General features: G+C 71.9%; 23 protein-coding genes and 1 pseudogene. 10 read left to right on the plus strand and 14 right to left on the minus strand.

Features of this window, described 5'->3' with window-relative positions; translation table 11 throughout:
* Positions 1-143 precede the first annotated feature (143 nt).
* The 5 genes from OG841_RS09955 to OG841_RS09975 all read right to left on the minus strand — a co-directional run bounded on the left by OG841_RS09955 (position 144) and on the right by OG841_RS09975 (position 8,014).
* Complete coding sequence (locus OG841_RS09955) at positions 144-2,474, minus strand: SWIM zinc finger family protein (RefSeq protein ID WP_371564499.1); 2,331 nt, start codon at positions 2,472-2,474, stop codon at positions 144-146.
* Positions 2,471-5,344, minus strand: coding sequence for an SNF2-related protein (locus OG841_RS09960; RefSeq protein ID WP_371564501.1), 2,874 nt, complete (start codon positions 5,342-5,344; stop codon positions 2,471-2,473). Before OG841_RS09960 ends, OG841_RS09955 begins: the two co-directional genes overlap by 4 nt.
* 85 nt (positions 5,345-5,429) lie before the next feature.
* Positions 5,430-6,014: a sugar kinase gene (locus OG841_RS09965; protein WP_371564503.1), complete on the minus strand. Its 585-nt coding sequence runs from the start codon at positions 6,012-6,014 to the stop codon at positions 5,430-5,432.
* On the minus strand, positions 6,011-7,159 hold the full coding sequence (locus OG841_RS09970; RefSeq protein ID WP_031051879.1) for an ROK family glucokinase: 1,149 nt from the start codon (positions 7,157-7,159) through the stop codon (positions 6,011-6,013). Before OG841_RS09970 ends, OG841_RS09965 begins: the two co-directional genes overlap by 4 nt.
* Before the next feature lie 117 nt (positions 7,160-7,276).
* On the minus strand, positions 7,277-8,014 hold the full coding sequence (locus OG841_RS09975; RefSeq protein ID WP_328643695.1) for a GntR family transcriptional regulator: 738 nt from the start codon (positions 8,012-8,014) through the stop codon (positions 7,277-7,279).
* A 130-nt stretch (positions 8,015-8,144) separates the two neighbouring features.
* Here OG841_RS09975 and OG841_RS09980 point away from each other — a divergent pair, with 130 nt between their 5' ends.
* Positions 8,145-9,167 carry a Gfo/Idh/MocA family protein gene (locus OG841_RS09980; RefSeq protein ID WP_328641754.1) on the plus strand — a complete coding sequence of 341 codons (1,023 nt, stop codon included), beginning with the start codon at positions 8,145-8,147 and terminating at the stop codon, positions 9,165-9,167.
* A 255-nt stretch (positions 9,168-9,422) separates the two neighbouring features.
* Here the strand turns inward: OG841_RS09980 and OG841_RS09985 are convergent, their stop codons facing one another.
* The 3 genes from OG841_RS09985 to OG841_RS09995 all read right to left on the minus strand — a co-directional run bounded on the left by OG841_RS09985 (position 9,423) and on the right by OG841_RS09995 (position 12,677).
* Entirely contained in the window at positions 9,423-10,610 is a 1,188-nt protein-coding gene (locus OG841_RS09985; RefSeq protein WP_328641753.1) for a cytochrome P450 family protein, read from the minus strand.
* Between the two features lie 39 nt (positions 10,611-10,649).
* Positions 10,650-11,339 carry a response regulator transcription factor gene (locus tag OG841_RS09990; protein WP_328641752.1) on the minus strand — a complete coding sequence of 230 codons (690 nt, stop codon included), beginning with the start codon at positions 11,337-11,339 and terminating at the stop codon, positions 10,650-10,652.
* Between the two features lie 81 nt (positions 11,340-11,420).
* Positions 11,421-12,677: a sensor histidine kinase gene (locus OG841_RS09995; protein WP_365118989.1), complete on the minus strand. Its 1,257-nt coding sequence runs from the start codon at positions 12,675-12,677 to the stop codon at positions 11,421-11,423.
* Positions 12,678-12,846: 169 nt separating this feature from the next.
* On the opposite strand from OG841_RS09995, the gene OG841_RS10000 reads away from it, so the two are divergent.
* The 5 genes and pseudogenes from OG841_RS10000 (at position 12,847) to OG841_RS10020 (ending at position 15,107) form a co-directional block, all read left to right on the plus strand.
* Positions 12,847-13,047 (plus strand): hypothetical protein, encoded by a 201-nt coding sequence (locus OG841_RS10000; protein ID WP_328641750.1) that lies wholly within the window; start codon positions 12,847-12,849, stop codon positions 13,045-13,047.
* Between the two features lie 162 nt (positions 13,048-13,209).
* On the plus strand, positions 13,210-13,599 hold the full coding sequence (locus tag OG841_RS10005; RefSeq protein WP_328641749.1) for a ribonuclease domain-containing protein: 390 nt from the start codon (positions 13,210-13,212) through the stop codon (positions 13,597-13,599).
* Between the two features lie 264 nt (positions 13,600-13,863).
* Positions 13,864-14,130: pseudogene (locus OG841_RS10010) on the plus strand (ABC transporter ATP-binding protein); the annotation flags it as partial.
* A 78-nt stretch (positions 14,131-14,208) separates the two neighbouring features.
* Complete coding sequence (locus OG841_RS10015; protein WP_328641748.1) at positions 14,209-14,772, plus strand: CGNR zinc finger domain-containing protein; 564 nt, start codon at positions 14,209-14,211, stop codon at positions 14,770-14,772.
* 134 nt (positions 14,773-14,906) lie between these two features.
* Entirely contained in the window at positions 14,907-15,107 is a 201-nt protein-coding gene (locus OG841_RS10020) for a hypothetical protein (RefSeq protein ID WP_328641747.1), read from the plus strand.
* Positions 15,108-15,138: 31 nt separating this feature from the next.
* Here OG841_RS10020 and OG841_RS10025 read toward each other — a convergent pair whose 3' ends face one another.
* On the minus strand, positions 15,139-15,339 hold the full coding sequence (locus tag OG841_RS10025; RefSeq protein ID WP_371564510.1) for a hypothetical protein: 201 nt from the start codon (positions 15,337-15,339) through the stop codon (positions 15,139-15,141).
* Positions 15,340-15,823: 484 nt separating this feature from the next.
* Between OG841_RS10025 and OG841_RS10030 the strand changes: the two genes are divergently transcribed.
* Positions 15,824-16,579 carry an SDR family NAD(P)-dependent oxidoreductase gene (locus OG841_RS10030; RefSeq protein WP_328641745.1) on the plus strand — a complete coding sequence of 252 codons (756 nt, stop codon included), beginning with the start codon at positions 15,824-15,826 and terminating at the stop codon, positions 16,577-16,579.
* Between the two features lie 76 nt (positions 16,580-16,655).
* Here the strand turns inward: OG841_RS10030 and alc are convergent, their stop codons facing one another.
* Positions 16,656-17,771, minus strand: coding sequence for an allantoicase (alc, locus tag OG841_RS10035; RefSeq protein ID WP_328641744.1), 1,116 nt, complete (start codon positions 17,769-17,771; stop codon positions 16,656-16,658).
* Between the two features lie 38 nt (positions 17,772-17,809).
* Positions 17,810-19,147: an allantoinase AllB gene (allB, locus tag OG841_RS10040; protein WP_328641743.1), complete on the minus strand. Its 1,338-nt coding sequence runs from the start codon at positions 19,145-19,147 to the stop codon at positions 17,810-17,812.
* Positions 19,148-19,410: 263 nt separating this feature from the next.
* On the opposite strand from allB, the gene OG841_RS10045 reads away from it, so the two are divergent.
* Complete coding sequence (locus OG841_RS10045; RefSeq protein WP_328641742.1) at positions 19,411-20,205, plus strand: IclR family transcriptional regulator; 795 nt, start codon at positions 19,411-19,413, stop codon at positions 20,203-20,205.
* 15 nt (positions 20,206-20,220) lie between these two features.
* Here OG841_RS10045 and OG841_RS10050 read toward each other — a convergent pair whose 3' ends face one another.
* Positions 20,221-20,505 carry a DUF5955 family protein gene (locus tag OG841_RS10050; protein ID WP_328641741.1) on the minus strand — a complete coding sequence of 95 codons (285 nt, stop codon included), beginning with the start codon at positions 20,503-20,505 and terminating at the stop codon, positions 20,221-20,223.
* A gap of 205 nt (positions 20,506-20,710) precedes the next feature.
* Between OG841_RS10050 and OG841_RS10055 the strand changes: the two genes are divergently transcribed.
* On the plus strand, positions 20,711-21,310 hold the full coding sequence (locus OG841_RS10055) for a nucleotidyltransferase family protein (RefSeq protein WP_328641740.1): 600 nt from the start codon (positions 20,711-20,713) through the stop codon (positions 21,308-21,310).
* A gap of 184 nt (positions 21,311-21,494) precedes the next feature.
* The gene (gene aceB / locus OG841_RS10060) at positions 21,495-23,120 is read left to right on the plus strand and encodes a malate synthase A (protein ID WP_371564514.1); all 1,626 of its coding nucleotides are present in this window, start codon (positions 21,495-21,497) and stop codon (positions 23,118-23,120) included.
* Here aceB and OG841_RS10065 read toward each other — a convergent pair.
* Both OG841_RS10065 and OG841_RS10070 read right to left on the minus strand, forming a co-directional pair.
* On the minus strand, positions 23,110-23,421 hold the full coding sequence (locus OG841_RS10065) for a SelT/SelW/SelH family protein (protein WP_328641738.1): 312 nt from the start codon (positions 23,419-23,421) through the stop codon (positions 23,110-23,112). The genes aceB and OG841_RS10065 overlap by 11 nt on opposite strands.
* On the minus strand, positions 23,418-24,323 hold the full coding sequence (locus OG841_RS10070) for a HipA family kinase (RefSeq protein ID WP_328641737.1): 906 nt from the start codon (positions 24,321-24,323) through the stop codon (positions 23,418-23,420). Before OG841_RS10070 ends, OG841_RS10065 begins: the two co-directional genes overlap by 4 nt.
* Positions 24,324-24,340 lie beyond the last annotated feature (17 nt).

The following is a 24,340-nucleotide window of genomic DNA, read 5'->3' on the forward strand; positions in this document are numbered from 1 at the left end:
CCCGTGGGTGTCGAGGAGGGCGGCGCCCGGACTGCCCCGCCCCCTGCGACAGCGGTCCGCTCCGGGGGTACGTCGGGTGGGACGGTCCGGCCATGGGGCGGTGGGGCGGCGCCGGGGGGACTGGGACATGGGCGTCAGGCGGGTCAGAGGTCGGTCGGTGTGCCTAGGCCCGTGAGGGCGCCGACCGGGTCCAGGTCGGGGGTGCCGCGGGGCCACCAGTCGTCGTGGCCCGGTTCGGACTCGTAGGCGTACCACAGGCCGTCGCGGCCGAGGCGGAGCTGGATGTGGCCGCGGGGATGGGTGAGGTGGTTGTGCCAGGGGCGGAAGGCGGGGAGGTCGGCGGCGAGGAGGAGGGGACGGGCGCGGTCGAAGCGGCCGGCAGGGGGGTCCCAGGGTTCTTCGAGGACGGCGAGTCCTTCGATCCCGCCCTGCCTCCAGGCGGCGACCGCGCGGGCCAGATCGGCCGGGGTGCGGTCGGTGGCGGCGGCGAGGGAGGCGTAGAGCGCTCGGGTGCCGGCGGTGAGGCCGGAACCGGGGCGTGCGGCGGCAAGGCGTACCGCGTCCTGCCACAGGGTGAGTTCGCCCACCGGGTCGCGGCCGGTGCCGAGCAGAGCGTGGGCGCGGGCGGCGGCGTCGGTGGCCAGCTGGTCCAGGGCGAAGGGGTCGGGGCCGCCCGGGGACGCGGGGTAGGCCGGGGGCTGCTCGGGATGCGCGGGGGCGGGCAACGGGGCCGGAAGCGGCGGGAGTCGGCGGGACGCGAGGGCTTCACTGGCCCGTACGCCGGGCAGTGGCGTCGGTTTCTGTTCCTGGGCGGCACGGGCCGCGCGGGCGGCGCTGAGACGGGACAGGGCGTCGAGCAGTTCACGTTCGCCCCGGCCTCGCAGCAGGAGCAGGACGAAGGGATCGGCGTCGAGCAGGCGTGCCGTCTGGTAGCAGAGGGCGGCGGCGTGCTTGCAGGGGTGACCGCGGTCGGGGCAGCTGCACTGCGGTTCGAGATCGCCCGGACCGGGGAGCAACGGCACTCCGCACTCGGCCAGCGCCTGAGGCATCTCCCTGTCGAGGAGTGCGGCGATGTGTCCGGTCCGGTCGGCGGCGAGGTCCAGGAACCGGTCCCAGTCGACGTCGCCGAGCGTCCGCAACCGCACCTGCACGCGGTACGGCCGCGGGCGGCTCCCCTGCACATAGGCGAGCACCAGCCCCGGCGTCACGGTGATCGCGTCCACATGCCCCTGCTCGGCATAACTCCGGCCCCGCGCAAGCCGCTTGGCGTCCAGCGCGCCCTCCTCCAGCGCGGAGACCCAGGCGTTGCCCCACCAGGTGGCGGCGAACCGGGCGTCCTCGGAAGTCCGGGGAGGGAAGGCGGGGAAGGTGCGACGCAGGTCGTTGTCCCGGTTGGGGGCGGCCATGGAGTGGGGGCGGTGTGGGGAGGCCGGAGTTGGCGCGGAAGCGGGTGCCGGGAGGAGCCTGCTCTCGTCGGCGCCGGTGTCCGTGGGGGCGTCGCCGGGCGGGCCCGACGCAGCCGTGCCGATTCGGTTGCCGGTGCTCGGAGCGCTGTCGTCGGCAGCGGGTGGCCGTGGAACGGAACTCCCTTGCCGCATACCGTCGTTGTCCTCGGGATCCTCGGGGTCCTCCCCCGGCAGGTCCACGTCGTCGGGCATCCGGAACGCGTCGGCCAGCAACTCCTGTACATCACGCGCCCGGGCGCCGGCGGCTGGACGCGGTGCGGGGCTTCGGTCCCGGGATGCGGTCGGGGCCGTACGACGCGACCGACCCGCGAGTGCGGCCTCGGCGGCCGCCCGCCTCTTGCGTGCCTCACGCAGCGCTTCGCGGGCGGCATCCGCGGGGCGCGCCTGGGGACTCCCGGGCGCGGCGTCGTGGACAGCCGGGGCAGCCGGAGCCGACTCGGCGACTTGTTGCGTTTCCGCACCCAGGGAGTCGGCGGAAGCCGCGGAGGGTGCGCCCGCGTCGAGCCCACCTGAGTCGTCGACTTCCGTATCCGCACTCGGGGCACGCCGGGCCGCGACGGCTCCCCGTAGCGCCGCGCGGGCCGCGTCACCTGGCCGAGACTCGGGCGGGGCCGGGTCGGGCTCGGCGTTCTCTGGCGCCGCGCCCTCCGTGTCCTGCCCGCCAGGTCTCCCCGGCTCATCGGGATCCGCGTTCGCCCGGTGAGCCGCGCCCTCGGCCGTCGAGCGGTTCGCCCCTTCTGCCGCGAAGCCACCGGCGTCCTTCACCGCAGGACGGTCGCCCCCCTCGCCCTCGATGCCCCCCGCGCCCCGCACCGTGAAACTACCGACCCCCTCGACAGCGAGGAGGCCCCCCGTACCCTGCGCCGCAGAGCCGCTCGCCTCCTGCGTTTCCCCGCCGTCCGCACCGGCGACCGTCTGCCCGCCCGCATCCTCCGTCCCCTCCCGGCTCGCCCGCTCCCGTGCCGCCCGCAGGGCACGGCGGGCCTCGTCGGCGGGGCCGGGGGTCATGACGGCCTCCGGAGGGAGACCAGGTCGGACAGGTCGCGGTCGGTGAGTTCCGTGAGGGCGGACTCGCCGGAGCCGAGGATCGCGTCGGCGAGGGCGCGCTTGGACTCGAGCATCTCGGCGATGCGGTCCTCCACGGTGCCCTCGGTGATGAGGCGGTGGACCTGGACGGGCTGGGTCTGGCCGATGCGGTAGGCGCGGTCGGTGGCCTGTTCCTCGACGGCCGGGTTCCACCAGCGGTCGAAGTGGACGACGTGGCCCGCGCGGGTGAGGTTGAGGCCGGTGCCCGCCGCCCGCAACGACAGGACGAGGACCGGAATCGCGCCGCTCTGGAAGCGGTCCACCATGCGCTCCCGCTCCGGCACCGGCGTCCCCCCGTGCAGCAGGTCCACCGGGACCGCGCGGGCAGCGAGGTGGGCGGCGATCAGACGGGCCATCCCCACGTACTGCGTGAAGACGAGCGCGGAGCCGTCCTCGGCCAGCAGGGTGTCCAACAGCTCGTCCAGCAGGGCCAGTTTGCCCGATCGGGCGACCAGCCGCTCGCCGGCCGTCGGCAGGACCTCCTCCTTCAGATACAGCGCGGGGTGGTCGCAGATCTGCTTCAGCGCTCCCAGCAACTTCAGCACCAGGCCCCTGCGCGCGATGCCCTGCGACGTCTCGATCGCCAGCATCGACTCGCGCACCACCGCCTCGTACAGCGAGGCCTGTTCGCGTGTGAGGGGGACCGGATGGTCCGTCTCCGTCTTGGGCGGCAGCTCGGGGACGATGCCGGGATCGGACTTCTTGCGGCGCAGGAGGAAGGGCCGCACCAGCCTCGCCAGCCTGGTCACCGCCTCCTCGTCCTCGCCGTTCTCCACCGCGCGCGCGTGCCGGGCGCGGAAGGACTTCAGGGGGCCGAGGAGCCCGGGGGTCGTCCAGTCGAGCAGTGCCCACAGTTCGGAGAGGTTGTTCTCGACCGGTGTGCCGGTCAGGGCCACGCGCGCGGGCGACGGGATCGTGCGCAGGGCCTTCGCGGTCGCCGAGTACGGGTTCTTCACATGCTGGGCCTCGTCCGCCACGACCATGCCCCAGCGCTGCTCGGCCAGCCTCGCGGCCGCCGCCCGCATGGTGCCGTACGTGGTGAGGACGAAACCGCCGTCGAGGTCGTCCAGGCTGCGGTCGGTGCCGTGGAAGCGGCGGACGGGGACACCGGGCGCGAACCGGGTGATCTCCCGCTGCCAGTTGCCCAGGAGCGAGGCCGGGCAGACGACGAGGGTCGGCTCGCGGCGTGCCCGGCGCAGGTGCAGGGCGATGACGGTGATCGTCTTGCCGAGTCCCATGTCGTCGGCGAGGCAGCCGCCGAGGCCCAGGGACGTCATGAGGTCCAGCCAGGCCAGGCCGCGGAGTTGGTAGTCGCGGAGGGTGGCGTGCAGGCCCGCGGGCGGTTCGGCGGGGTGGACTCCGGTCGTCAGGCGGTCGCGCAGGGCGGCGAGCGCGCCGACCGGGACCGCCTCCACCGTCTCGCCGTCGACCTCGGCGCTGCCGGTGAGGGCGACGGAGAGCGCGTCGACCGGGTCGAGCAGGCCCAGTTCACGCTTGCGTGCCTTGCGGACGAGGGCGGGGTCGACCAGCACCCACTGGTCCCTGAGGCGTACGACGGGGCGGTGGGCCTCGGCCAGCGCGTCCATCTCGGCCTCGCTGAGCGGGTCGCCGCCGAGCGCCAACTGCCAGCGGAACTGGAGGAGTTCCTCGCTCTCGAAGAAGCCGGTGCCGTCGGTCGCCGAGCCCGGCGCCGGTCGTACCACCGCCGCCGCGGTGAGGTCCTGCGCCAGATCCCGCGGCCAGTGCACCGCGACCCCGGCAGCCGCGAGCCGGGGCGCCGCCACGCCGAGAAGATCGCCCAACTCCTCGTCGGACAGGGCCAGTACATCGGGCACGTCCTGCTCGGAGAGCCGGTCCAGGGGCGGCCACACCCGGGCGGCGCGCCGCACCGCGAGGGCCGCGTCGACGCGTGCGCGTGGACCGAAGACGGCGTCGGCGTCCCCCGCCCACAGGGCCGCCGCGTCGGCCACGAGGGTCGGGTCGGCGAGGCTGTGCACCTGGACGATCGCGGCGCCCGCGCTGCGCGCGCCGTCGGCGTCGGCGTTGAACAGGTTGTACGCCGACAGGTCCAGGCGGAGTGAGATCCGCACGCCCGCGTCCATGCCGGCGGCGACCTCCGCGGCCCAGTCGTGGGCATGCGGCAGCCGCTGCGGTGCGCGGGCCGCGAAGGGTTTGCCGGAGGCGAACGGTGCGGCGGGGGTGCGGGGCAGGGTGTCGGCGACGGCGTCCAGGAAGGAGCGCATCAGTGCTTCCGGTTCCGGCAGCCGGAGCGGGCCGGGGCCGGGCAGCGGAACCGCGTGGCCCTCGTGGGGCAGGGCGGCCGCGACGGCGCGGAGGTGGGCGATGTCGTCCGGGTCCAGCGGTCCGGCCCGCCAGGCGTCGTGGCCGGTGGCGGTGAGTCCGGGCAGCAGACGGCCGCGGGCCGTCAGCCGCAGCGCGTGCAGGGCGGCCGCGCCCCAGCAGGCCGTGGCGGGATGGGCGGCGGGATCGCGGCGGGCCCGGACGAGCAGCGGAAGGGCCGCGCCGACCGGGAGGGAGAGGGCGGGGGCAGTGCGACGTCGGACTCCCGCTCCGTGCGGTCCTACGACCGTGAGCTCGGTGCGCTCGAGCGAAGAGGCGTCGGCCTCGGCTTCGGGACTCTCGGCCGGCAGGGGCGCGCCCTGGGGATCCCAGAAGGCGATCCGCCCCTCTCGGGGAAGTGGTGCGGGCAGGAAGACGGCTGCGAGCCGGACGGGAACGGCCGCCCCCTGCCGCTCGCCCGTGCGCTCGGCCACCACGGCGCTGTCGCTCATACGTCCTGTCACCTCCCGCCCGCATGTCGGATCACTCGTCTTCGACTCTACGGGCGGGGTCTGACAATCGGCTCCGGCGGCCGGGTCAGGGGACCGTGCGCGAGACGACGTACACCTTCGGGGCGTTCGGCACGGTCAGGTTGACCATGACGTCCTGCGTGGGCGCCGGGTCCTTCTGGGAGTGGGTCAGCCCCCACCAGGAGCGCGGTCCGTCGAACCGCCAACCGCTGATCTTCTGGTCGCGTTCGCTGATCGAGATGTCGCCCTTCTTCAGGTCGGCGCGGCTGACACCCATGCCGGTGAGGAAGGCGGCCAGACCGGCGTCGGTCGTCCGGAACTGGACGTAGAGGCGGCTGGTCTTCCAGTTGTTGGTCTCGTAGGAGGCGACCAGGTCCGCGGGGTGCGGGACCGGCACCTGGTAGAGGCGGCGCTGGACCTTGGACGGCCAGTCGGGCGTGAGGCCCGTCGCCGAGTACTTCGCCTCCTTGTCCTTGCCGCTGTCGCGGCTCTGGTTGGCGGAGATCACCAGATAGCCGGCCGGGACGCCGATGAGCAGACCGATGATGAGCAGCGTGATCGCCCGGCGGCGGATCATGTGACGGCGGTCCTCGGTGGGCCGCTCCGGCTCGCCGGGGGGCGCCGAGGCCTGGCGCGGCAGGGATGCCGTCATGCGGTGTCCCGGGACGTACGGCGGGCCTCCACGTACCGTTCGTATCGCTCGTGCCGCTCCACCCGGCGCCGGTTGGCACGCCGGAAGCGGCGGGCGACCAGGCGTGCGAGGTCGGCGGCGCCGACCATGCCGGCCTCGGGGCCGAGCTGGGCGCGGGCGATGCGGGCCTCGGGGCGGTAGCCGCGGCCGGTGAGCTGTCGCTTGAAGGCATCCCGCGCGGGGCCGATCAGCAGGTCGTCGGCCGCGCTGACGCCGCCGCCGATGACGAAGCAGGACGGGTCCAGGGCGGCCGCGAGGTTCGCGATGCCGACGCCGAGCCACTGGCCGATGTCCTGGAGCAGCTCGATGCACATCGCGTCGCCGTCGCGGGCCAGCTCGGTGATCATCGGACCGGTGATGTCGGCGATGTTGCCCTTGACGTGCTCGATGATCCCGTACGCCACCGGGGAGTCCGCGGCGGCCAGCTCCCTGGCCTCCCTGACCAGTGCGTTGCCGGAGCTGTACTGCTCCCAGCAGCCGCGGTTGCCGCACGGGCAGCGGTGGCCGCCGGGGACGACCTGCATGTGACCGAACTCGCCGGCGACGCCGTACTTGCCCCGCTTGACCTGGCCGTCCTCCAGGATCGCGCCGCCGATGCCGGTGCCGAGCGTGATCATGACGAGGTGGTCCTCGCCACGCCCCGCGCCGAACCGCCACTCGGCCCAGGCGGCGGTGTTCGCGTCGTTGTCCACCAGGACGGGGACCGCGAGGCGGCCGGCGATGCGGTCGCGCAGCGGCTCGTTGCGCCAGGACAGGTGGGGGGCGAACAGCACGCGGTTGCGGTCGGCGTCGACCCAGCCTGCCGCGCCGATACCGACCGCGTGCACGTCGTGGCGGTCGGACAGGTCCAGGACCAGCTCGACGATGGTGTCCTCGACGACCTTGGGGCTCTTGGACTTGTCCGGCGTCTCGGTGCGGACCTTCTCCAGGATGTTGCCGTCGGCGTCGACGACACCCGCCATGACCTTGGTGCCGCCGATGTCGATGCCCACCGTCGGCACGCGGGGTGCGGTCAGGTGTGAGCGGCGTTCCCTCGTGCCGACGGTCCGCAGGGCGGGGGCGCGGCGGGAGCCTATGGGGGCGCTGAAGTTGCCGTAGGTGCTCATCGGCCCCGATTCTGCCGCACGCTCACGCTGGGTGCCGAACGGGGGAGCTAAGGGGGAGTGCGCGAGTCATGCCGGCTGCGGCTGATACGGGGCTGATCGCGCAGTTCCCCGCGCCCCTTAAGGCCGGACCAAGAGCTGGAATTCAAATGAATAGCGAGTTGGGCGATATGTGTGCGTGCCGTACTCGACCGCTCGCCCCGTGTCATCGAAGGTCACTCGCTGCATCGTCAGCAAAGGGGCGCCCGCCTCCTCGGCGAGGCGTTCCGCCTCCGCCTGTGTGGCCGCTCTCGCGCCGATGGACTGGCGGGCGCTGTGCAGGGTGATTCCCGCGGTGCGCATCATGCGGTACAGGCCGGTGGCCTCCAGCTGGGCGGTGTCCAGGTCGAGGAGGGCCGGGGGCAGGTAGTTGCACAGGTACGCCATCGGCTCGCCGTGCGCGAGGCGCAGGCGTTCCACCCGGTGTACGTCGCTGCCCTCGGCGACGCCGAGGGCAGCGGCGATCTCGGCGGTGGCGGAGACGACGGTGTTGACGAGGACCTTGGTCGCGGGACGCTGACCGGCCGCCTCCAGGTCGTCGTAGAGGCTGCTGAGCTCCAGGGGGCGCTTGACCTGGCTGTGCACGACCTGGGTGCCGACTCCGCGGCGCCGCACCAGCAGGCCCTTGTCGACGAGCGACTGGATGGCCTGGCGCACGGTGGGCCGGGACAGGCCGAGCCGGGCGGCGAGCTCGATCTCGTTGCCCAGCAGGCTGCCAGGAGTGAGCGTTCCGTGCTCGATCGCGGCCTCCAACTGCTGGGACAGCTGGAAGTACAACGGCACCGGGCTGCTGCGGTCCACACTGAGCTCGAGCGTCACGGTCGGGTCCACTCCTGGTTTCGGCACGGGCCCGAGCGTAGCTCCGCGCGTTGTTGACGGGAAGTCGTGTAGTCAGATTGTCCGGACATACAGATTGACAGCAGGGGGTTCTCGACCACACTTTGTTCACATGCGCATCGGGGTCATAGGGACGGGCCGCATCGGCACCATTCATGCGAACACGCTCAGCCGCCATCGGGAGGTCGGTTCCTTAATCCTCACGGACGCGGACGGAGCACGGGCCCAGGAGCTCGCGCACCGCCTCGGGGAGACCGCGGCCCCTGGGGTCGACGAGATCTTCAAGTGGGGCGTGGACGCCGTGGTGATCACTACGGCGACCTCGGCCCATGCCGAGCTGATCGGCCGGGCGGCGCGCTCGGGACTGCCCGTGTTCTGCGAGAAGCCCATCGCACTCGACCTGCCCGGCACGCTGCACGCCATCGCCGAGGTGGAGACCGCAGGGACGGTTCTCCAGATGGGCTTCCAGCGCCGCTTCGACGCGGGCTACATGGGCGCGCGCGAGGCGGTGCGCTCGGGACGGCTCGGGCGGCTGCACACCGTGCGGGCACTGACCTCCGACCAGGCGCCGCCGCCGGTCGAATGGCTGCCGCTGTCCGGCGGGCTGTACCGGGACACCCTGATCCACGACTTCGACATCCTGCGCTGGGTGACCGGGCACGAGATCGTCGACGTGTACGCCGCCGGGTCCGACGCCGGGCCGCCGATGTTCCGGGCCGCGGGGGACGTCGACACCGCGGCCGCCCTGCTCACCCTCGACGACGGCACCCTCGCGACGGCCACCGCGACACGGCTCAACGGGGCCGGGTACGACGTGCGCATGGAGCTCGCCGGGGAGCTGGACCAGGTCGTGGTGGGCCTGGACGACCGTACGCCCATCGCGTCCACCGAGCCCACGGGGCCGCCCGCGGCGGACAAGCCGTGGACGGGGTTCCTGGAGCGCTTCGGTCCGGCCTACGAGGCCGAGCTGGCCGCGTTCATCGAGGTGGTCCGGGGCGAGAGAGCGAACCCCTGTGACGGGCGCGAGGCGTTGCAGGCGCTACGAGTCGCCGAGGCGTGCGAGACGTCCCGGCGCGAGCGCAGGGCCGTGCGGCTGGCGGAGATCCCGGGCGGCGCGAGCGCGGCCGCGTTCTGAACTCGTTCCGCCCAGCAGACCCGGCCTCACCGGCCCAGCCGAGGTCACCCCGTCACGCCCCACCGACCTCACGCCGCCATGCCTCACCGGTCTGCCCCGGTCACCCACCCGTCCCCGGTACGTCCGGCCGACCTCGCCCCCGTCACCCGCCGAGCTGAACACGCCCCGCCCGTGGGCCCACCCACCTCCCGCCAACAGCCCCCGTCAGGTCCCCGCACGAACGAGCCGAGCCCCTCCCGTCGAACCCACCAAGCCCTACCACCGCACCGGCAAACTCCGCACTCCTCTGATCAGCATTCCCGGCAGCCACTCCCCCGCGGGCCCGGCGAGCGCCAGGGCGGGGGCGCGGTCCAGCAGGGTCCGGATTGCCGTGCGGGCTTCCAGTCGGGCCAATGGGGCGCCCAGGCAGTAGTGGATGCCGTGGCCGAAAGCGAGGTGGCCGCGCGGGTCGCGGCGGATGTCGAAGCGGTCCGGTGCCGGGTAACGGGAGTCGTCGCGGTCGGCCGCGCTCAGGCAGATCATCACCGGGTCGCCCTTGGCTATGGCCCGTCCCGCTATCTCCAGGGGCTCGGCGGCGTACCGGAACGTCGCGTTCTCCACCGGGCCCTCGTAGCGCAGTGTCTCCTCGACCGCGCCGTCGATGAGGCTCATGTCGGCGCGCAGGGCGGCGAGTTGGTCCGGATGGGTGAGCAGGGCGTGCACGCCGTTGGTGATGAGGTTGACCGTGGTTTCATGGCCCGCGATCAGCAGCAGGAAGGCCATGCCGCGCAGTTCCGACGGGGAGAGCCGGTCGCCGTCCTCGGCGGTGGTGCGGATGAGGTCGCCGAGCAGGTCGTCGCTCGGTCCGGCGCACCGCTTGTCCTCGATGAGCTCCGTCAGGTACTCGCCGAGGCGCAGGACGGCGTCGTACGAACTCTCCGGGCTGGTGGGTGCCACGACCTCCGTGGACAGCTTGCGGAACTCCGTGCGGTCCATCTCGGGTACGCCGAGGAGCTCACAGATGACGGTGATCGGCAGCGGGTAGGCGAGGGACTGCACCAGGTCGGCGCGGCCGTGCGGCAGCATCGCCTCGAGGAGGTCGTCGGTGATCTCCTGGATCCTGGGCCGCAGTTGCTCGACCCGGCGCATGGTGAAGGCGCGGGAGACGAGCCCCCGCAGCCGGGTGTGCTCGGGCGGGTCGCTGCCCAGCAGATGGCGGCCGATCAGCTCCTCGTCGTGGAACACCGCGCCGATTCTGCGGCCGTCCTTGGACAGCCTCGGATCGGCGAGTGCCGCGCGCGCCTCCTCGTGCCCGACGACGAGCCAGGTCGAGTAGTCGGCGTCGGAGCCGGGCGGTCGCACCCGGTGCACGGGGCCGAGACCGCGCAACTCGGCGTACACGGGGTGCGGGTCGAAGCGGAACGCGTCGCCGTACTCCCCGAGATCGATCACTGCTTCGGTCATGGACTCCCCCTTCACCCTCTCAACGCCCGGTGACCGCGGCTAGTGCCCGTCCGGCTCGGATTCCGCGGACTGTTCCAGCAGTCCCGCGTCGTACGCCAACAACGCGATCTGCACCCGGTTGTTCAGGTCGAGCTTGGCCAGCACGCGGGAGACGTGGGTCTTGACCGTGGCGACGCTCATGTAGAGGGCGGCGGCGATCTCGGCGTTGGACAGGCCCTGGCCGACGGCGACTGCGACCTCGCGTTCGCGGTCGTTGAGGGCGGCGATGCGCTCACGCGCGCGTGCCCGTCGGATGTCGGCGGCGGAGCCGACCGCGTGTTCCATCAGCTGGCGGGTGACGGTGGGCGACAGAACCGGGTCGCCGGCCGCGACCCGTCGTACGGCGGCGAGGATCTCGGCGGGCGGAGTGTCCTTGAGGACGAAACCGGCGGCGCCCGCGCGCAGGGCCCGCAGGACCTGCTCGTCGGCGTGGAAGGTGGTCAGGACGACGACCTGGGGGGCGTCGGGGCGGCCGCGCAGCCGTTCCGTGGCCGTGAGGCCGTCCACCGACGGCATTCTGATGTCCATGAGGACGACGTCCGGGCGGGTCCGGTCCACGGCCGCCTCGACCTCGGTGCCGTCCGCCGCCTCTCCGACGATCTCGATGTCCTCGGCGCCGCCCATCATCAGGGACAGACCGGCCCGCACGAGGGGGTCGTCGTCGACGAGAAGCACTCTGATCACAGTCATGGGCCTACGTAATCACGCGGAGGCAGGGCGCAATCACCCTTGCGGCCGGGCGAGTTGCACCACCGACGACACCCGGGAACGTCACCCCCACGGCAGCCACGCCCGTACCCCGAAGGCGCCGTCCGTCTCCGCCCCGTACTCCAGTCGGCCGCCGGCGAGCGTGGCGCGCTCGGTGAGACCGATCAGGCCCTGTCCCGAGCCGGGGACGTGCGGCACCTCACCCTCGGGCGCCCGGTTCCGCACGGTCACGACGAGGCCCTCGCCCGGGCCGCCGACGACGGTGACCGTCACCTCCGTACCGGGGGCGTGCTTGCGGGCGTTGGTGAGGCTCTCCTGGGCGATGCGGTAGGCGGTGCGGCCCACGGACGCGGGCACGGCGGCGGGCTCGGCCACGCGAGTGTCGAGGATGACCTTCATGCCGGCCTCGCGGGATTCGGCGACCAGTGCGTCCAGCGCGGCGAGGGTCGGCTGGGGTCGACCCGTGTCGTCGTCCGCCGCCCGCAGCACCCCGATGATCTCCCTGAGATCCTGGAGCGCCTCGTGCGCGCTCTCCCGGATGACACCGGCCGCCCGCGCGACCTCCTCCTGGGGCGCGTCCGGCCGGAACTCCAGGGCACCCGCGTGGACGCTCAGCAGCGTCAGCCGGTGCGCGAGGACGTCGTGCATCTCGCGCGCGATGGCCTCGCGGGCGAGCCGCTGCGCCTGCTCGGCCCGCAGTCGCGCCTCGGTCTCCGCGCGCCGTGCGCGGTCACGCAGGCTGAACATGAGCTGCCGTTTGGCCCGTACAAGCAGACCCCACCCGACGACCGCGGCGACCAGGATCACGGTGAGGACGACCGAGACGAGGTACGGCAGGTCCGCGTCGGGCCGCAGTCGGAAGGTAAGGGGGACCGCGGCGATGTTGAGGCCGGCCACCCAGGCGACGTATCGGAAGGGGCGGTGAACGGCGAGGGTGAAGACGGCGATCAGGCAGGCGCCGCCGGCGGTGTCGGAAAGCACCCCGAGCGGGATCGTGGCCAGGGCGAGGCCGAGCGGCCAGCGGCGGCGCAGCCACACGGCGGCGCAGGCGAGGGCGCCGAGCAGCTGGTCCAGGGTGGCCGCGGTGTGCGACACATGGGGGTTGTCGCCCAGCGCGTCCGCGGCGATCATGCCGATCAGGACGGCCAGGAGGAAGCAGGAGAAGTCGACGATCCAGTCGCGCGCGGTACGCCGGGGCCGACGTCCGGGCCGAACGGCGGACGGGTCGAACTCGTGGATCACCGCGGACGGCAGCAACCAGCGTCGGCCGGGGAAGGCCGGAGGTTCGGGAACCGTCTTGTCACCACTCACGGTCGACAAATCTACGCAGCGCCGGCCCGCCGCACCCGTCCGTGGACAGCATCCGCGACCAAAGTCGCGACATCGCAGACTTTCGGCGTGGGCGGTCCCGTGGTCCTGATGCTTTCGCGCGAGAAGGCCGACCCCGCGGCCGATGTCCGTGAGGGGTCGCCGGGGTGAGGGTCCCTCCATGAAGCAACTGCTGGAACTGCTCGGCTTTTTCGCCCTGGTGCAGGGCGCGATGGGTCTGCTGCACGAGTTCACCGACTGGCACATCGGCCTCGTCCAGCGCATCGGTTTCCTCGACGGTTACGAGGTCTACGCGAACGTCGCCCTGATCGTGCTGGCGTTCGCGCTGTTCGCCGCCGCCGAGAGCCGGAGGTCCGGCTGAACACCGCCGGCCCTTCGGCCGGTCGCACCGCGCCCCGGGCTGTGGGGACGACGTGGCGACTCCGGGTCGCACGTTAACTCCGCGAAAACTCCTCGGACTTGACGGGAATATCTCCCGAGTTGTCATTGACATGCCACTGTCTACGCGCGTCATCATGTGGGCATGAGATTCCCCCCACGAATCGCTCGCATCGGTACGGCAGCCGCCGTCCTGTCCGCTCTCCTCGTCGGCGGCACCGTCGCCACCGCTACGCCGGCGGCCGCCGCGGTCGGCAGCATCTGCTACAGCGACCTGCCCTCCCAGGCGTACGACACGCTCGACCTGATCGACGCGGGCGGCCCTTACCCGTACTCCCAGGACGGCGCTGTCTTCCAGAACCGGGAAGGCGTCCTGCCCTCACAGTCCTCTGGCTACTATCACGAGTACACCGTGATCACGCCGGGCTCCTCCACCCGCGGCGCGCGCCGCGTCGTCACCGGCGAGGAGACCCAGGAGGACTACTACACCTCCGACCACTACGCCACGTTCGATCTCATCAACTTCGGTTGCTGAGGTCTGACACTCCAGCCCTCCAGCAGCACGAGCCAGGTCACGATTCGTGTGTTGCCCTGGTCAGGGACGCTTGTCGGCGTTTCGCGAACGTCCAGCCGCGCGGTTTCCGTGCGCGCGCCGGGCGGTTCGCTGTCGGCAACGTCCGTTGAACGCCCAGCCCCTCGCCCCGCGCACCCCACCCCCACGCCTCGGGTCGCGGGGCGAGGCAGTTCGGCAGTTCGGCCTGGAGCCGCCCGCCGATTGTCCGGCCCGACGGCCGGGATCAAACCGGTCCGACAGCTGGCCGTGGGGCGACGTCGGTGGCTCGCGCTGATCCTCCCGGTGGCTCGCCCACCCCACCTGCTGCTGCTCGGCGAACCCACCAACCACCTCTCCCCCGGCCGGTGCGACGAGTTGGAAGCCGCCTTCGGCCCAGGCCCCGGCGCGATCGTCGTGGCGCGCCACGACCGATGGCCGCGCCGATGCCGGCCGGGCCGCGAGCTCTGCCCGGAACCGGCACGCGACCAGAAGGAGGTCTCGTACGATCTCTAGCCCGCCGCGACCCGTAAGAACCGTCCGAGGCGGTGACGCTCGTTGCTCTCGATATGAGTCACCTGTCAAGATGGTGATGTGAATCTCGACCATGTATTCGTATGCGGACACCCGGCTCTCGATTTCGCGGCCACCCTCCGGGCCCGGCGCTCGACCCGGTTCGAGATGCTCGCGACGCCGGAGCGGCTTAATGCCTGGTACCTGGAGTCTGGGCTGGTGGACACGATCACTCCCGGCGAGGAGGACGATGTCCGGGCGGCGACGAGCGTACGCGAGGCCGTCTACCGGCTCGTCACGAACCGCCGTCTCAGTGAGGAGTTCGACCGGGAGGCGCTCGCCGTGGTCAACGCCGCCGCCCGCAAGCCTCCCGTGACGCCGCAGCTCACCCTGGCCGGACGGCACACCGATGCGACGCCGGAGCAGGCACTGGCGACCGTCGCCCGGCAGGCCGTGGAGCTGCTCAGCGGTCCGGACGTCCCCTTGATGAAGGAGTGCGGCAACCCCGAGTGCACCCGGGTCTACATCGACCGCTCACGGGGCATGCGGCGCCAGTGGTGCGGCATGGAGTCCTGCGGCAACAAGATCAAGGCCGCCGCGTACCGCGCACGCAAGAAGACCGCACCGGCGGTGCCCGCGCACTGACATGTTGTCGCGCTGGGCCTTGGAGTACGGGCACATCAGGTGGGCGGCCTGGACGAGTTGCTCGACGGTGGCCCGGTCGACACCGCCGAGCACGGATTGAGGACCGCGGAGAGGGAGAACTCACCGTCGCCGCCGTGGGCCAGAGTGATCTCGGCGGTGATGATGATGCCGGTCAGCCGTATCGTGCCGAGGGTGGCGGCGCGGCGCAGGGCGCCGAGGAAACAGCCGGGCCGGCCGGCGGCCAGGAACTCCTCGGGACTGGTCGCGGTGCCGGCGCCGCCGAGTTCCTCGTTACGGCCGGCCCCGGCGCCCTCTGGGGCGGGCCACTGACCTGAAGTCGAGGCCGGGCCGCAGCGTGCCGGAGGTCTACAGCCCCAGGTCCAGGGCGAGGCACGAGGAGAACTTCCACGAGCCCTCGGGGTCGCACGACGACGCGCTCACCCCGCCGGCCGGCGCGGCCTCGACCTCGGTGGTCATGTCGTCGAAACGTATGCGCTCGGGGAGGCTGCCGAATCGCGCGTGCCGCACCGCCGCCTCGGCGGCTTCCGTGGTGAGCCCCTCGTTCATGGCCGTGCTCCACTTCGTCGATCGTGGATGGTGTCCCGGTTGTCGCCTTGGACGACCACCAGCCTGCCGTCACCTTCGTCACCTGTCAAGGTGGTGACGCACGTCGTGCGCGCGTCAGCCCCCCATGGCGCGACTTCGAGGTTCGAGGCGGTGAAGGCAGGGCCTCTCCTGAAGGAGGCTGCGGCCGACCTCCGGGAGGACGTAGTGCTTCCAGGGGCCCGAGAAGTGGGCGGCGTAGCCGCTCCCGTCGGCCGACGGGGTGACGCCGTCGGTTGGCGGGGTCGCCGCCGATCACGGTGGTCCCGGAACCGTCGACCACCTTCGGCTGGAACCCCGCGAAGATGTCGTACGTACGGCGGTCCAGGAGGTCGGCCGCAGTCCTCGTCGCCGTACGGGACGACCCCACAACTCATCGGTGGGACCGTCAGCATGGCCGACGTCCGTGTCCGTTGGCCGCCAGCGGTCCTCGCTCCGGGCCGGTGGGATGGGCGGTATGACAACGACTTACGGAACTCTGCACGGCAAGGTCGCGCTCGTCACCGGGGGCAGCCGGGGGATCGGTGCCGCTACGGCGGTGCGGCTGGCGCGGGAGGGCGCGGATGTGGCCCTGACGTTCGTGGACGGCAAGGAGGCGGCCTCGGACGTCGTACGGCGGGTCGAGGCCCTGGGCCGACGGGCCGTCGCCCTGCGGGCGGACTCCGCGGACGCCGAAGAGGCGGCGGGGGCGGTTCTCCGTACGGCGGAGGCGCTCGGTGGGCTGGATGTGCTGGTGAACAACGCGGGCGTGGGGGTGCTCGGTCCGCTGGGCGAGCTCTCCCTCGCCGAGGTCGACCGGGTGCTGGCCGTCAACGTGCGCGGGGTGTTTCTGGCCTCTCAGGCGGCGGCCGCGCGGATGCCGGACGGGGGGCGCATCATCACGGTCGGCAGCTGTATGACCCAGCGGGTGCCGGGTCCCGGCGGGACCCTGTACGCGACGAGCAAGTCGGCGCTGACCGGGCTGACGAAGGCCCTCGCGCGTGAGCTGGGGCCCCGGGGGATCACGGCGAACATCGTGCATCCCGGGCCCACGGACACCGACATGAATCCGGCGGACGGGCCGTTCGCGGCGGGGCAGACCGCGTTGACCGCGGTGGGACGGTTCGGGACGGCGGAGGAAGTGGCGTCGATGGTGGCGTATCTGGCGGACGCGGCGTACGTCACCGGTGCGGAGTTCTCGGTGGACGGGGGGCACGCGGCGTGAGGTAGCAGCCTACTTCTCGCCCCGGCGCCCCTACCCGACCTCCCGGGGGGATTGCCCCCCGGGAAGGCCCGCGGCCTCAGCCGCCCAGCTCCTGGTGCCTCGCCGACAGCGTCGCCGCGCCGCCCTCCGTCAGCGAGCCGAACAGGCGCAGTCGCGAGATCCCCCCGTCCGGGAAGATGTCCACGCGCGCGTGCGTGCCCACCGCCGGCGTCGGGAGGACGAAGCGGTGGTTCGTGTCGGGCTGGAGGCGCGTGCGCGGAAGGATCTCCTGCCAGCCGCCGTCCTCGCCGTCGCGGACCGACACCGATGCCCAGCCCGCGCTGTTCCCCTTGAGATACGCCGTGTCGATCTCGATCGCGCGGATCTGGGACTGGGCCACCAGCCGGTAGCGGATCCAGTCGTTCCCCTGGTCACGGCGGCGGCGGGTCTCCCAGCCGTCGTCCATCTTGCGGGAGCGCCCCGGCTGGATGGTGTTCGACGCCGGCGAGTAGAAGAGGTTGGACGCGTCCTCCGCCTGTCCGCCGTTCTCCAGGGCTACCACGTCGAAGGTGCCGAGGACCTCCAGCCACGCGGGGTCCGGGACGACCTCGCCGTACACGCGCAGGCGGGCGACGCCACCGTCGGGGTGCTGGTTGACCCGCAGGTGCGTGAAGCGCTGTTCCAGCGACACGGAGAAGCCGTTCGCCGCATGGCCGCCGACCGGCGTCCGCGGAACGAGCGTCGTCCACTTCACGTCGTCGCCCAGCAGTACCTCCGGGGACGGGGAGCCTGTCACCGACGCGCCTTCGACCGACACCGCCTGCGGGTAGTTGCCGCGGAAGTGCGCCGTGTCGACCACGACCCCCCGGATCACCCCGGGCGCGCCCAGGCGCACCAGCGCCCAGTCGTGGTCCTCCGCCGTCGGCCAGGGGTGCTCGGCCGAGGCGCCCCGGCGGCGCCGCGTCTCCCAGCCGTCCATGATCTTGCCCTTGTGCCCGAAGTGCTCGGGGTCGAACTCGGCCCGCTCGGGCATCAGCAGGTTCTCGCGCTGGGCGAAGAACTCGTCGTTGGCGGCGATGACTCCGGCGCCGAGCGTCCGTGCGGCGAGGTTGGCGTACTGGGTGAAGGGGAAGTCGGCGGTGCGGTAGTCCGCGTACGGGTCACCGCCGCCGTACGGGTTCGCGTCGCCGGTGAAGCTGGGAATCGCCGTCACGTACATGTGCCTTTCTGGAGTGGGCCGGTGCGGGTGGATCAGGGTGTACGGCTGAGCAGTTGACCCTTCGGGGCCGTGAACTCGCCGTCCGCCACGATGCGTTCGCCCCTCAGCCAGGTCGACCTCACGACGCCGTACAAAGTCTTGCCCGCGTACGCCGTCACGCGGTTGCGGTGCTGGAGGGCCGCCGGGTCCACGGTGAAGGTCTCGTCGGGGGCGAGGACCGCGAAGTCGGCGTCGCGGCCGGCCTCGATGGCGCCCTTGCGGTCCAGGCCGACCAGTTGGGACGTCCGCGCGGACATCCAGCGGACCACGTCCTCCAGCGAGTGACCGCGCTTGCGGGCCTCCGTCCAGACCGCCGCCAGGCTCAGTTGAAGGCCCGAGATACCACCCCACGCGGTGGCGAAGTCGTCCGTCTTCAGGTCGGCCGTGGACGGCGAATGGTCGGTGACCACGCAGTCGATCGTGCCGTCGGCCAGCGCCTGCCACAGCAGGTCCTGGTTGGCGGACTCACGGATGGGCGGGCAGCACTTGAACTCGCTGGCGCCGTCCGGGACTTCCTCGGCGGTGAGGGTGAGGTAGTGCGGACAGGTCTCGACCGTGATGCGGACGCCCTCCGCCTTGGCCCGGGCGATCAGCGGCAGGGCGTCGGACGACGACAGGTGGAGCACGTGCACGCGCGCGTCCAGCCGCTTCGCCTGGGCGATGAGCTGGGCGATCGCCGTGTCCTCGGCGTCGCGCGGACGGGACGCCAGGAAGTCCGCGTACCTCGGACCGGCCTGCTGCGGGGCGGCCTCGAGGTGGTGCGGGTCCTCGGCGTGCACGATCAGCAGGCCGCCGAACGAGGCGATCTCGGCCAGGGACCGGGCGAGCCCGTCCTGATCGAGGTGCGGGAACTCGTCCACGCCCGACGGGGACAGGAACGCCTTGAAGCCGAAGACACCGGACTCGTGCAGCGGCCGCAGGTCCTTGACGTTGTCGGGCAGGGCGCCGCCCCAGAAGCCGACGTCGATGTGGGCCTTGTCGGCGGCCACCTCCTGCTTGGTACGGAGGTGGTCGACCGTCGTCGTGGGCGGGAGGGAGTTGAGCGGCATGTCGACGAGGGTGGTGATGCCGCCGGCCGCCGCCGCGCGCGTGGCGGTCCAGAAGCCCTCCCACTCGGTGCGTCCGGGGTCGTTGACGTGCACATGAGTGTCGACCAGGCCGGGCAGCAGGACGTCGTCGCCGAGGTCCTCCATGCGGGCGCTCCCGGAGACGGAGGCCTCGTACGGCAGTACGGCCGCGATCCTCCCGCCGGCGACCGCGACCGACGCGGCCCGCGTCCCCTCGGGTGTGATGACGCGCGTGGAGCGCAGCACCAGTTCAGTGTCGGACACCCGGACCCCTCTCTGCCGCCGTTAACTTCCGCGTAACGGAATTCAACTTTCTGTTGAAGGAGTCTTCACTCCCGGTCGAGCGCCGTCAAGGGCACACTTCCCCACAGTGCACCTTGCGCCGACACTCTGGACGTTTCCACAAAGCGGAATTAGAATTCCAGCAAGCAGAACGTAGCTATGCACCAGCGGGGAGTCAACCGACTGCCGGGTAGGCTTCTGCCCTCCTGCCCAGACCCGAAAGGCAGCTCCGAAAGGAACGCGCCGTGCCGACGTCCAGCGCCAGCACCACCGACTCCGCCAAGTCCGCCGGCGGCGGGGTCCAGTCCCTCGAGCGCGCCTTCGATCTGCTGGAGCGGATGGCGGACGCGGGCGGAGAAGTGGGACTGAGCGAACTGTCCGCGAGCAGCGGGCTGCCGTTGCCCACCATCCACCGCCTGATGCGGACGCTCGTGTCCTGCGGATACGTCCGCCAGCAGGCCAACCGGCGCTACGCCCTCGGCCCGCGCCTGATCCGCCTCGGCGAGTCGGCCTCCCGACTGCTCGGCACCTGGGCCCGCCCCTACCTCGCCCGTCTGGTCGAGGAGACCGGTGAGACGGCCAACATGGCGCTGCTCGACGGGGACGAGATCGTCTACGTCGCCCAGGTGCCGTCGAAGCACTCGATGCGGATGTTCACCGAGGTCGGCCGGCGCGTCCTGCCGCACTCCACGGGCGTCGGCAAGGCCCTGCTCGCCCACACCCCCGACGACGAGGTCCGCGCCCTTCTCTCCAGGACCGGCATGCCGGCCGCGACGGAGAAGACGATCACCACGCCGGACGGTTTCCTCGCGGCCCTCGAGGAGGTGCGCGGCCAGGGCTACGCGGTCGACGACAACGAGCAGGAGATCGGGGTCCGCTGCCTCGCGGTCTCGGTGCCCAACTCCCCCACCGCCGCCGCCATTTCGATCTCCGGACCGGCGGGGCGGGTCACGGAGGCGGCCACGGAGAAGATCGTCCCGGTGCTCCAGCAGGTCGCGTCGGAGCTGTCGGAGGCGCTGGCCAGCCAGAACCCGGGGTGACGACCCCACATCGACCTAGCGCCGCGGCTCCCTGAACAACTCCACCGCGTCGCGTACGTCGGTCAGCCCCCGCGACAACGCGCTCACCGACCCGATCGCCCCCGCGATCAGCAGCAACGACCGTCGCAGGCGCGGGATTTCGGGCCTTCCGTCGATGGTCATGGCGGCCAGCGCGGCGAGTTCGTCCTCGGCGATGCCCCGGTCGGGGAACTCGGCCGGATGCGCGGCGAGTTCGCGGCGCAGCCGGGACACCGCGGTCCGCAGTTCCGCCACTCTCGGATCGTTGTCGCTGCCGGTCACTGGCCTCTGCCCCAAGCTCCGCAACACAGCTCTCCCCCTCGCACACCTTCGTGCGCCCCAGCACCGTGAAGCCCCGTCGGCGTTGGTCAGACCCCTGGGGACGCGGGTCAGTAAACGCCACGCAGGGCGCCGCGCGCCACCGTACGGACCGAAATTCAGCCTGTGGAAACCCGGCGCACGCCGGCGCGTCAGGTATGCAGGACGCATGACGGAGAACGAACAGCAGGTCGCCGGACTGCTCCTGGCCGCGGGCGGCGGACGACGGCTCGGTGGGCGACCCAAGGCGCTGCTCGAACACCGGGGCCGCCCGCTCGTCGAACACGCGGTCGGCGTCCTGCGCACGGCCGGCTGCACCCGCGTGCACGTGGTCCTGGGGGCCGCCGCGGCAGCCGTACGGGAGCGGGCGGAGCTCGATGACTGCGTGCTCGTGGAGAACCCGGAGTGGGCCGACGGCATGGGGTCGTCGCTGCGGGCCGGGCTGGACTCGCTCACCGGAACGGAAGCGCGGGCCGCGCTGGTCTCGCTCGTCGACCAGCCCGGCATCGGGGCGGAGGCCGTGCGCCGGGTCCTCACCGCCTACGAGGGCGAGACCTCGCTCGTCTCGGCCGTCTACGACGGTGTACGCGGTCATCCCGTTCTCCTCGGCGCCGCGCACTGGGCCGGGATCACCGCGAGTGCGACCGGGGACCGGGGGGCACGCGCCTATCTGAAGGAGCACGCGGACGCCATCACGCTCGTCGAGTGCGCGGACGTGGCCGAGCCCTACGACATCGACACGACGGCCGACCTGAAGCACCTTGGGTGAGCACACTGGCACTGAGCGCCACATTGGCTCGACTCGGAGAATCTCGACATCAACAAACCATTGAACTTCCACGATGAGGAAACTAGTATCCACTGTTCAGAAGCGTCCGCCTCCCGTGCAGGGCGCTGCTCGCGTACCCGGTTCGACTGGCACCCGGTGCCACCGCTGAAGGAAGTGACAGCTCATGTCCGCACCAGCGCCGTCCCCGCTGGCCATCGTCGACGCCGAGCCCCTGCCGCGGCAGGAGGAGGTCCTCACCGAGGCGGCCCTCGCCTTCGTGGCCGAGCTGCACCGCCGGTTCACGCCACGGCGTGACGAGCTCCTCGCCCGCCGCGCCGAGCGCCGCGCCGAGATCGCCCGCACCTCCACGCTCGACTTCCTCCCGGAGACCGCCGCGATCCGCGCGGACGACTCCTGGAAGGTGGCCCCCTCCCCCGCGGCCCTGGACGATCGCCGGGTCGAGATCACCGGCCCCACCGACCGCAAGATGACCATCAACGCCCTGAACTCCGGCGCCCGGGTGTGGCTCGCGGACTTCGAGGACGCCTCGGCGCCGACCTGGGAGAACGTCGTCCTCGGGCAGGTCAACCTGGCCGACGCGTACACCCGGAACATCGACTTCACGGATGAGACGTCCGGAAAGTCGTACGCGCTCAAGGCCGCCGAGGAGCTCGCCACGGTCGTCATGCGCCCGCGCGGCTGGCACCTGAACGAACGCCATCTGGTCGACGCGAACGGCGCCCAGGTCCCGGGCGCGCTCGTCGACTTCGGCCTGTACTTCTTCCACAACGCCCAGCGTCTGCTGGACCTCGGCAAGGGCCCGTACTTCTACCTCCCGAAGACGGAGTCGCACCTGGAGGCCCGCCTCTGGAACGACGTGTTCGTCTTCGCGCAGGAGTACACCGGCATCCCGCAGGGCACCATCCGCGCGACCGTGCTGATCGAGACGATCACGGCTGCGTACGAGATGGAGGAGATCCTCTACGAACTCCGCGACCACGCCTCGGGGTTGAACGCCGGCCGCTGGGACTACCTGTTCTCCATCGTCAAGAACTTCCGTGACGGCGGCGCCAAGTTCGTCCTTCCGGACCGCAACGCGGTCACGATGACGGCCCCGTTCATGCGCGCGTACACCGAACTCCTCGTCCGCACCTGCCACAAGCGCGGCGCGCACGCGATCGGCGGCATGGCGGCCTTCATCCCGTCCCGCCGGGACGCCGAGGTCAACAAGGTGGCCTTCGAGAAGGTCTGCGCCGACAAGGACCGCGAGGCCGGCGACGGCTTCGACGGCTCCTGGGTCGCCCACCCCGACCTGGTCCCGATCGCCATGGAGTCCTTCGACAAGGTCCTCGGCGACAAGCCGAACCAGAAGGACCGGCTGCGCGAGGACGTCCACGTCGAGGCCGCCGACCTCATCGCGATCGACTCGCTGGAGGCCAAGCCGACGTACAACGGCCTCGTGAACGCCGTCCAGGTCGGTATCCGTTACATCGAGGCCTGGCTGCGCGGGCTCGGCGCGGTCGCCATCTTCAACCTCATGGAGGACGCGGCCACCGCCGAGATCTCCCGCTCGCAGATCTGGCAGTGGATCAACGCGGGCGTCGAGTTCGAGAACGGTGAACTCGCCACCCCGGAGCTGGCCCGCAAGGTCGCCGCCGAGGAACTGGCCACCATCCGCCAGGAGATCGGCGAGGAGGCCTTCGCGGGCGGCCACTGGCAGCAGGCCCACGACCTGCTGCTCCAGGTCTCCCTCGACGACGACTACGCGGACTTCCTCACCCTGCCGGCGTACGAGCAGCTCAAGGGCTGACATCCTCCTGCGAGACCTTGTCCGAGTGGCCCAGGGACTTCCCCGGGGCCACTCGGTCGCGTACGGCCTGCTTGACGGCCGTAGGCTCCGGGAAGCCCTGATCCTTGCGGTCCCAGACGACCTCGTCGTCGACCCGGACGACGAAGATCCCGCCCTTGCCGGGCTTCAGGGCCAGTTCCGTCAGCTCGGTCTCGAAGGTCGTGAGCAGTTCCTGGGCCAGCCAGGCCGCGCGCGGCAGCCAGCGGCACTGGGTGCAGTACTCGATCTCGACCCGCCGGGAGTCCGAAGAAGGCTCCGTCATCCGAGGTGCACCGACCAATCCTGTTCCGCGGCCGGTTTGCCGTGCAGGTCGGGGACCCGCTTCAGCCAGTCGGGCCGGCCTGCCTGTGTCTTCGCCGCGCGGAGAGCCTCCTCGGCGGCGAGTTCCTCCCGGGTGGGAAAGTCGGTGGGCAGCCATGACTCGGAGGCCCGCACGCGCGCGTGGAGGTACGCCATGTAGGCCTCGCGTGCCTCGTCCGGCGTCGCGAAGCCGGTGAGCCAGGCGTCCGGGACGGCCGCCGTGACCTCGCGCAGGACGTCGAGAGTGACCTTGGGTGCCAGTTCCGCGTCGGCGGCGCGGACGTCCGGGCCGTAGTGACCGAGGGCGTGGTGGCTGAAGTCGTAGGACTTCGACGGGTCCGTGCCCTCCCAGCGGTGGTGGAAGACGAGGGCGGCACCGTGGTCGATCAGCCACAGGCGCGGGGGTGCGATGCCGAACGTCGGCCAGATCATCAGGTTCGAGCTGTGGACCGTCCGGTCGACGTTCACGGTGAGCGCGTCGAGCCAGACGATCCGGCCGGCCTCCACCGGATCGACCGGGAACGTCCTGGCCACCTCGGGGGTGAAGTCGCGGGCGCCCGGCAGGTAGTCCATGCCGAGGTTGAGGCCCGCGCTGGCGCGGTGGAGCTCGCGTACCTCCTGGTGCGGCTCGCCGTCGGCGATCTCCGGGTCGAAGTGCACGAGGACCAGCTCGGGAAAGCGCAGCCCCAGCACCCGCGCCAGCTCACCGACGATCACCTCGGCGACCAGCGCCTTGCGGCCCTGCGCGGAACCGGTGAACTTCACGACGTAGGTGCCCAGGTCATCGGCCTCGAAGACGCCGGGGACGGAGCCCCCGGACCTCAGTGGGGTCACGTATCGAACAGCAGTCACGTCGCGCAGCACACCGGCCAGGGTATGTC

The organism is Streptomyces canus (assembly GCF_041435015.1).
In the GTDB taxonomy this organism is placed as follows: domain Bacteria; phylum Actinomycetota; class Actinomycetes; order Streptomycetales; family Streptomycetaceae; genus Streptomyces; species Streptomyces canus_G.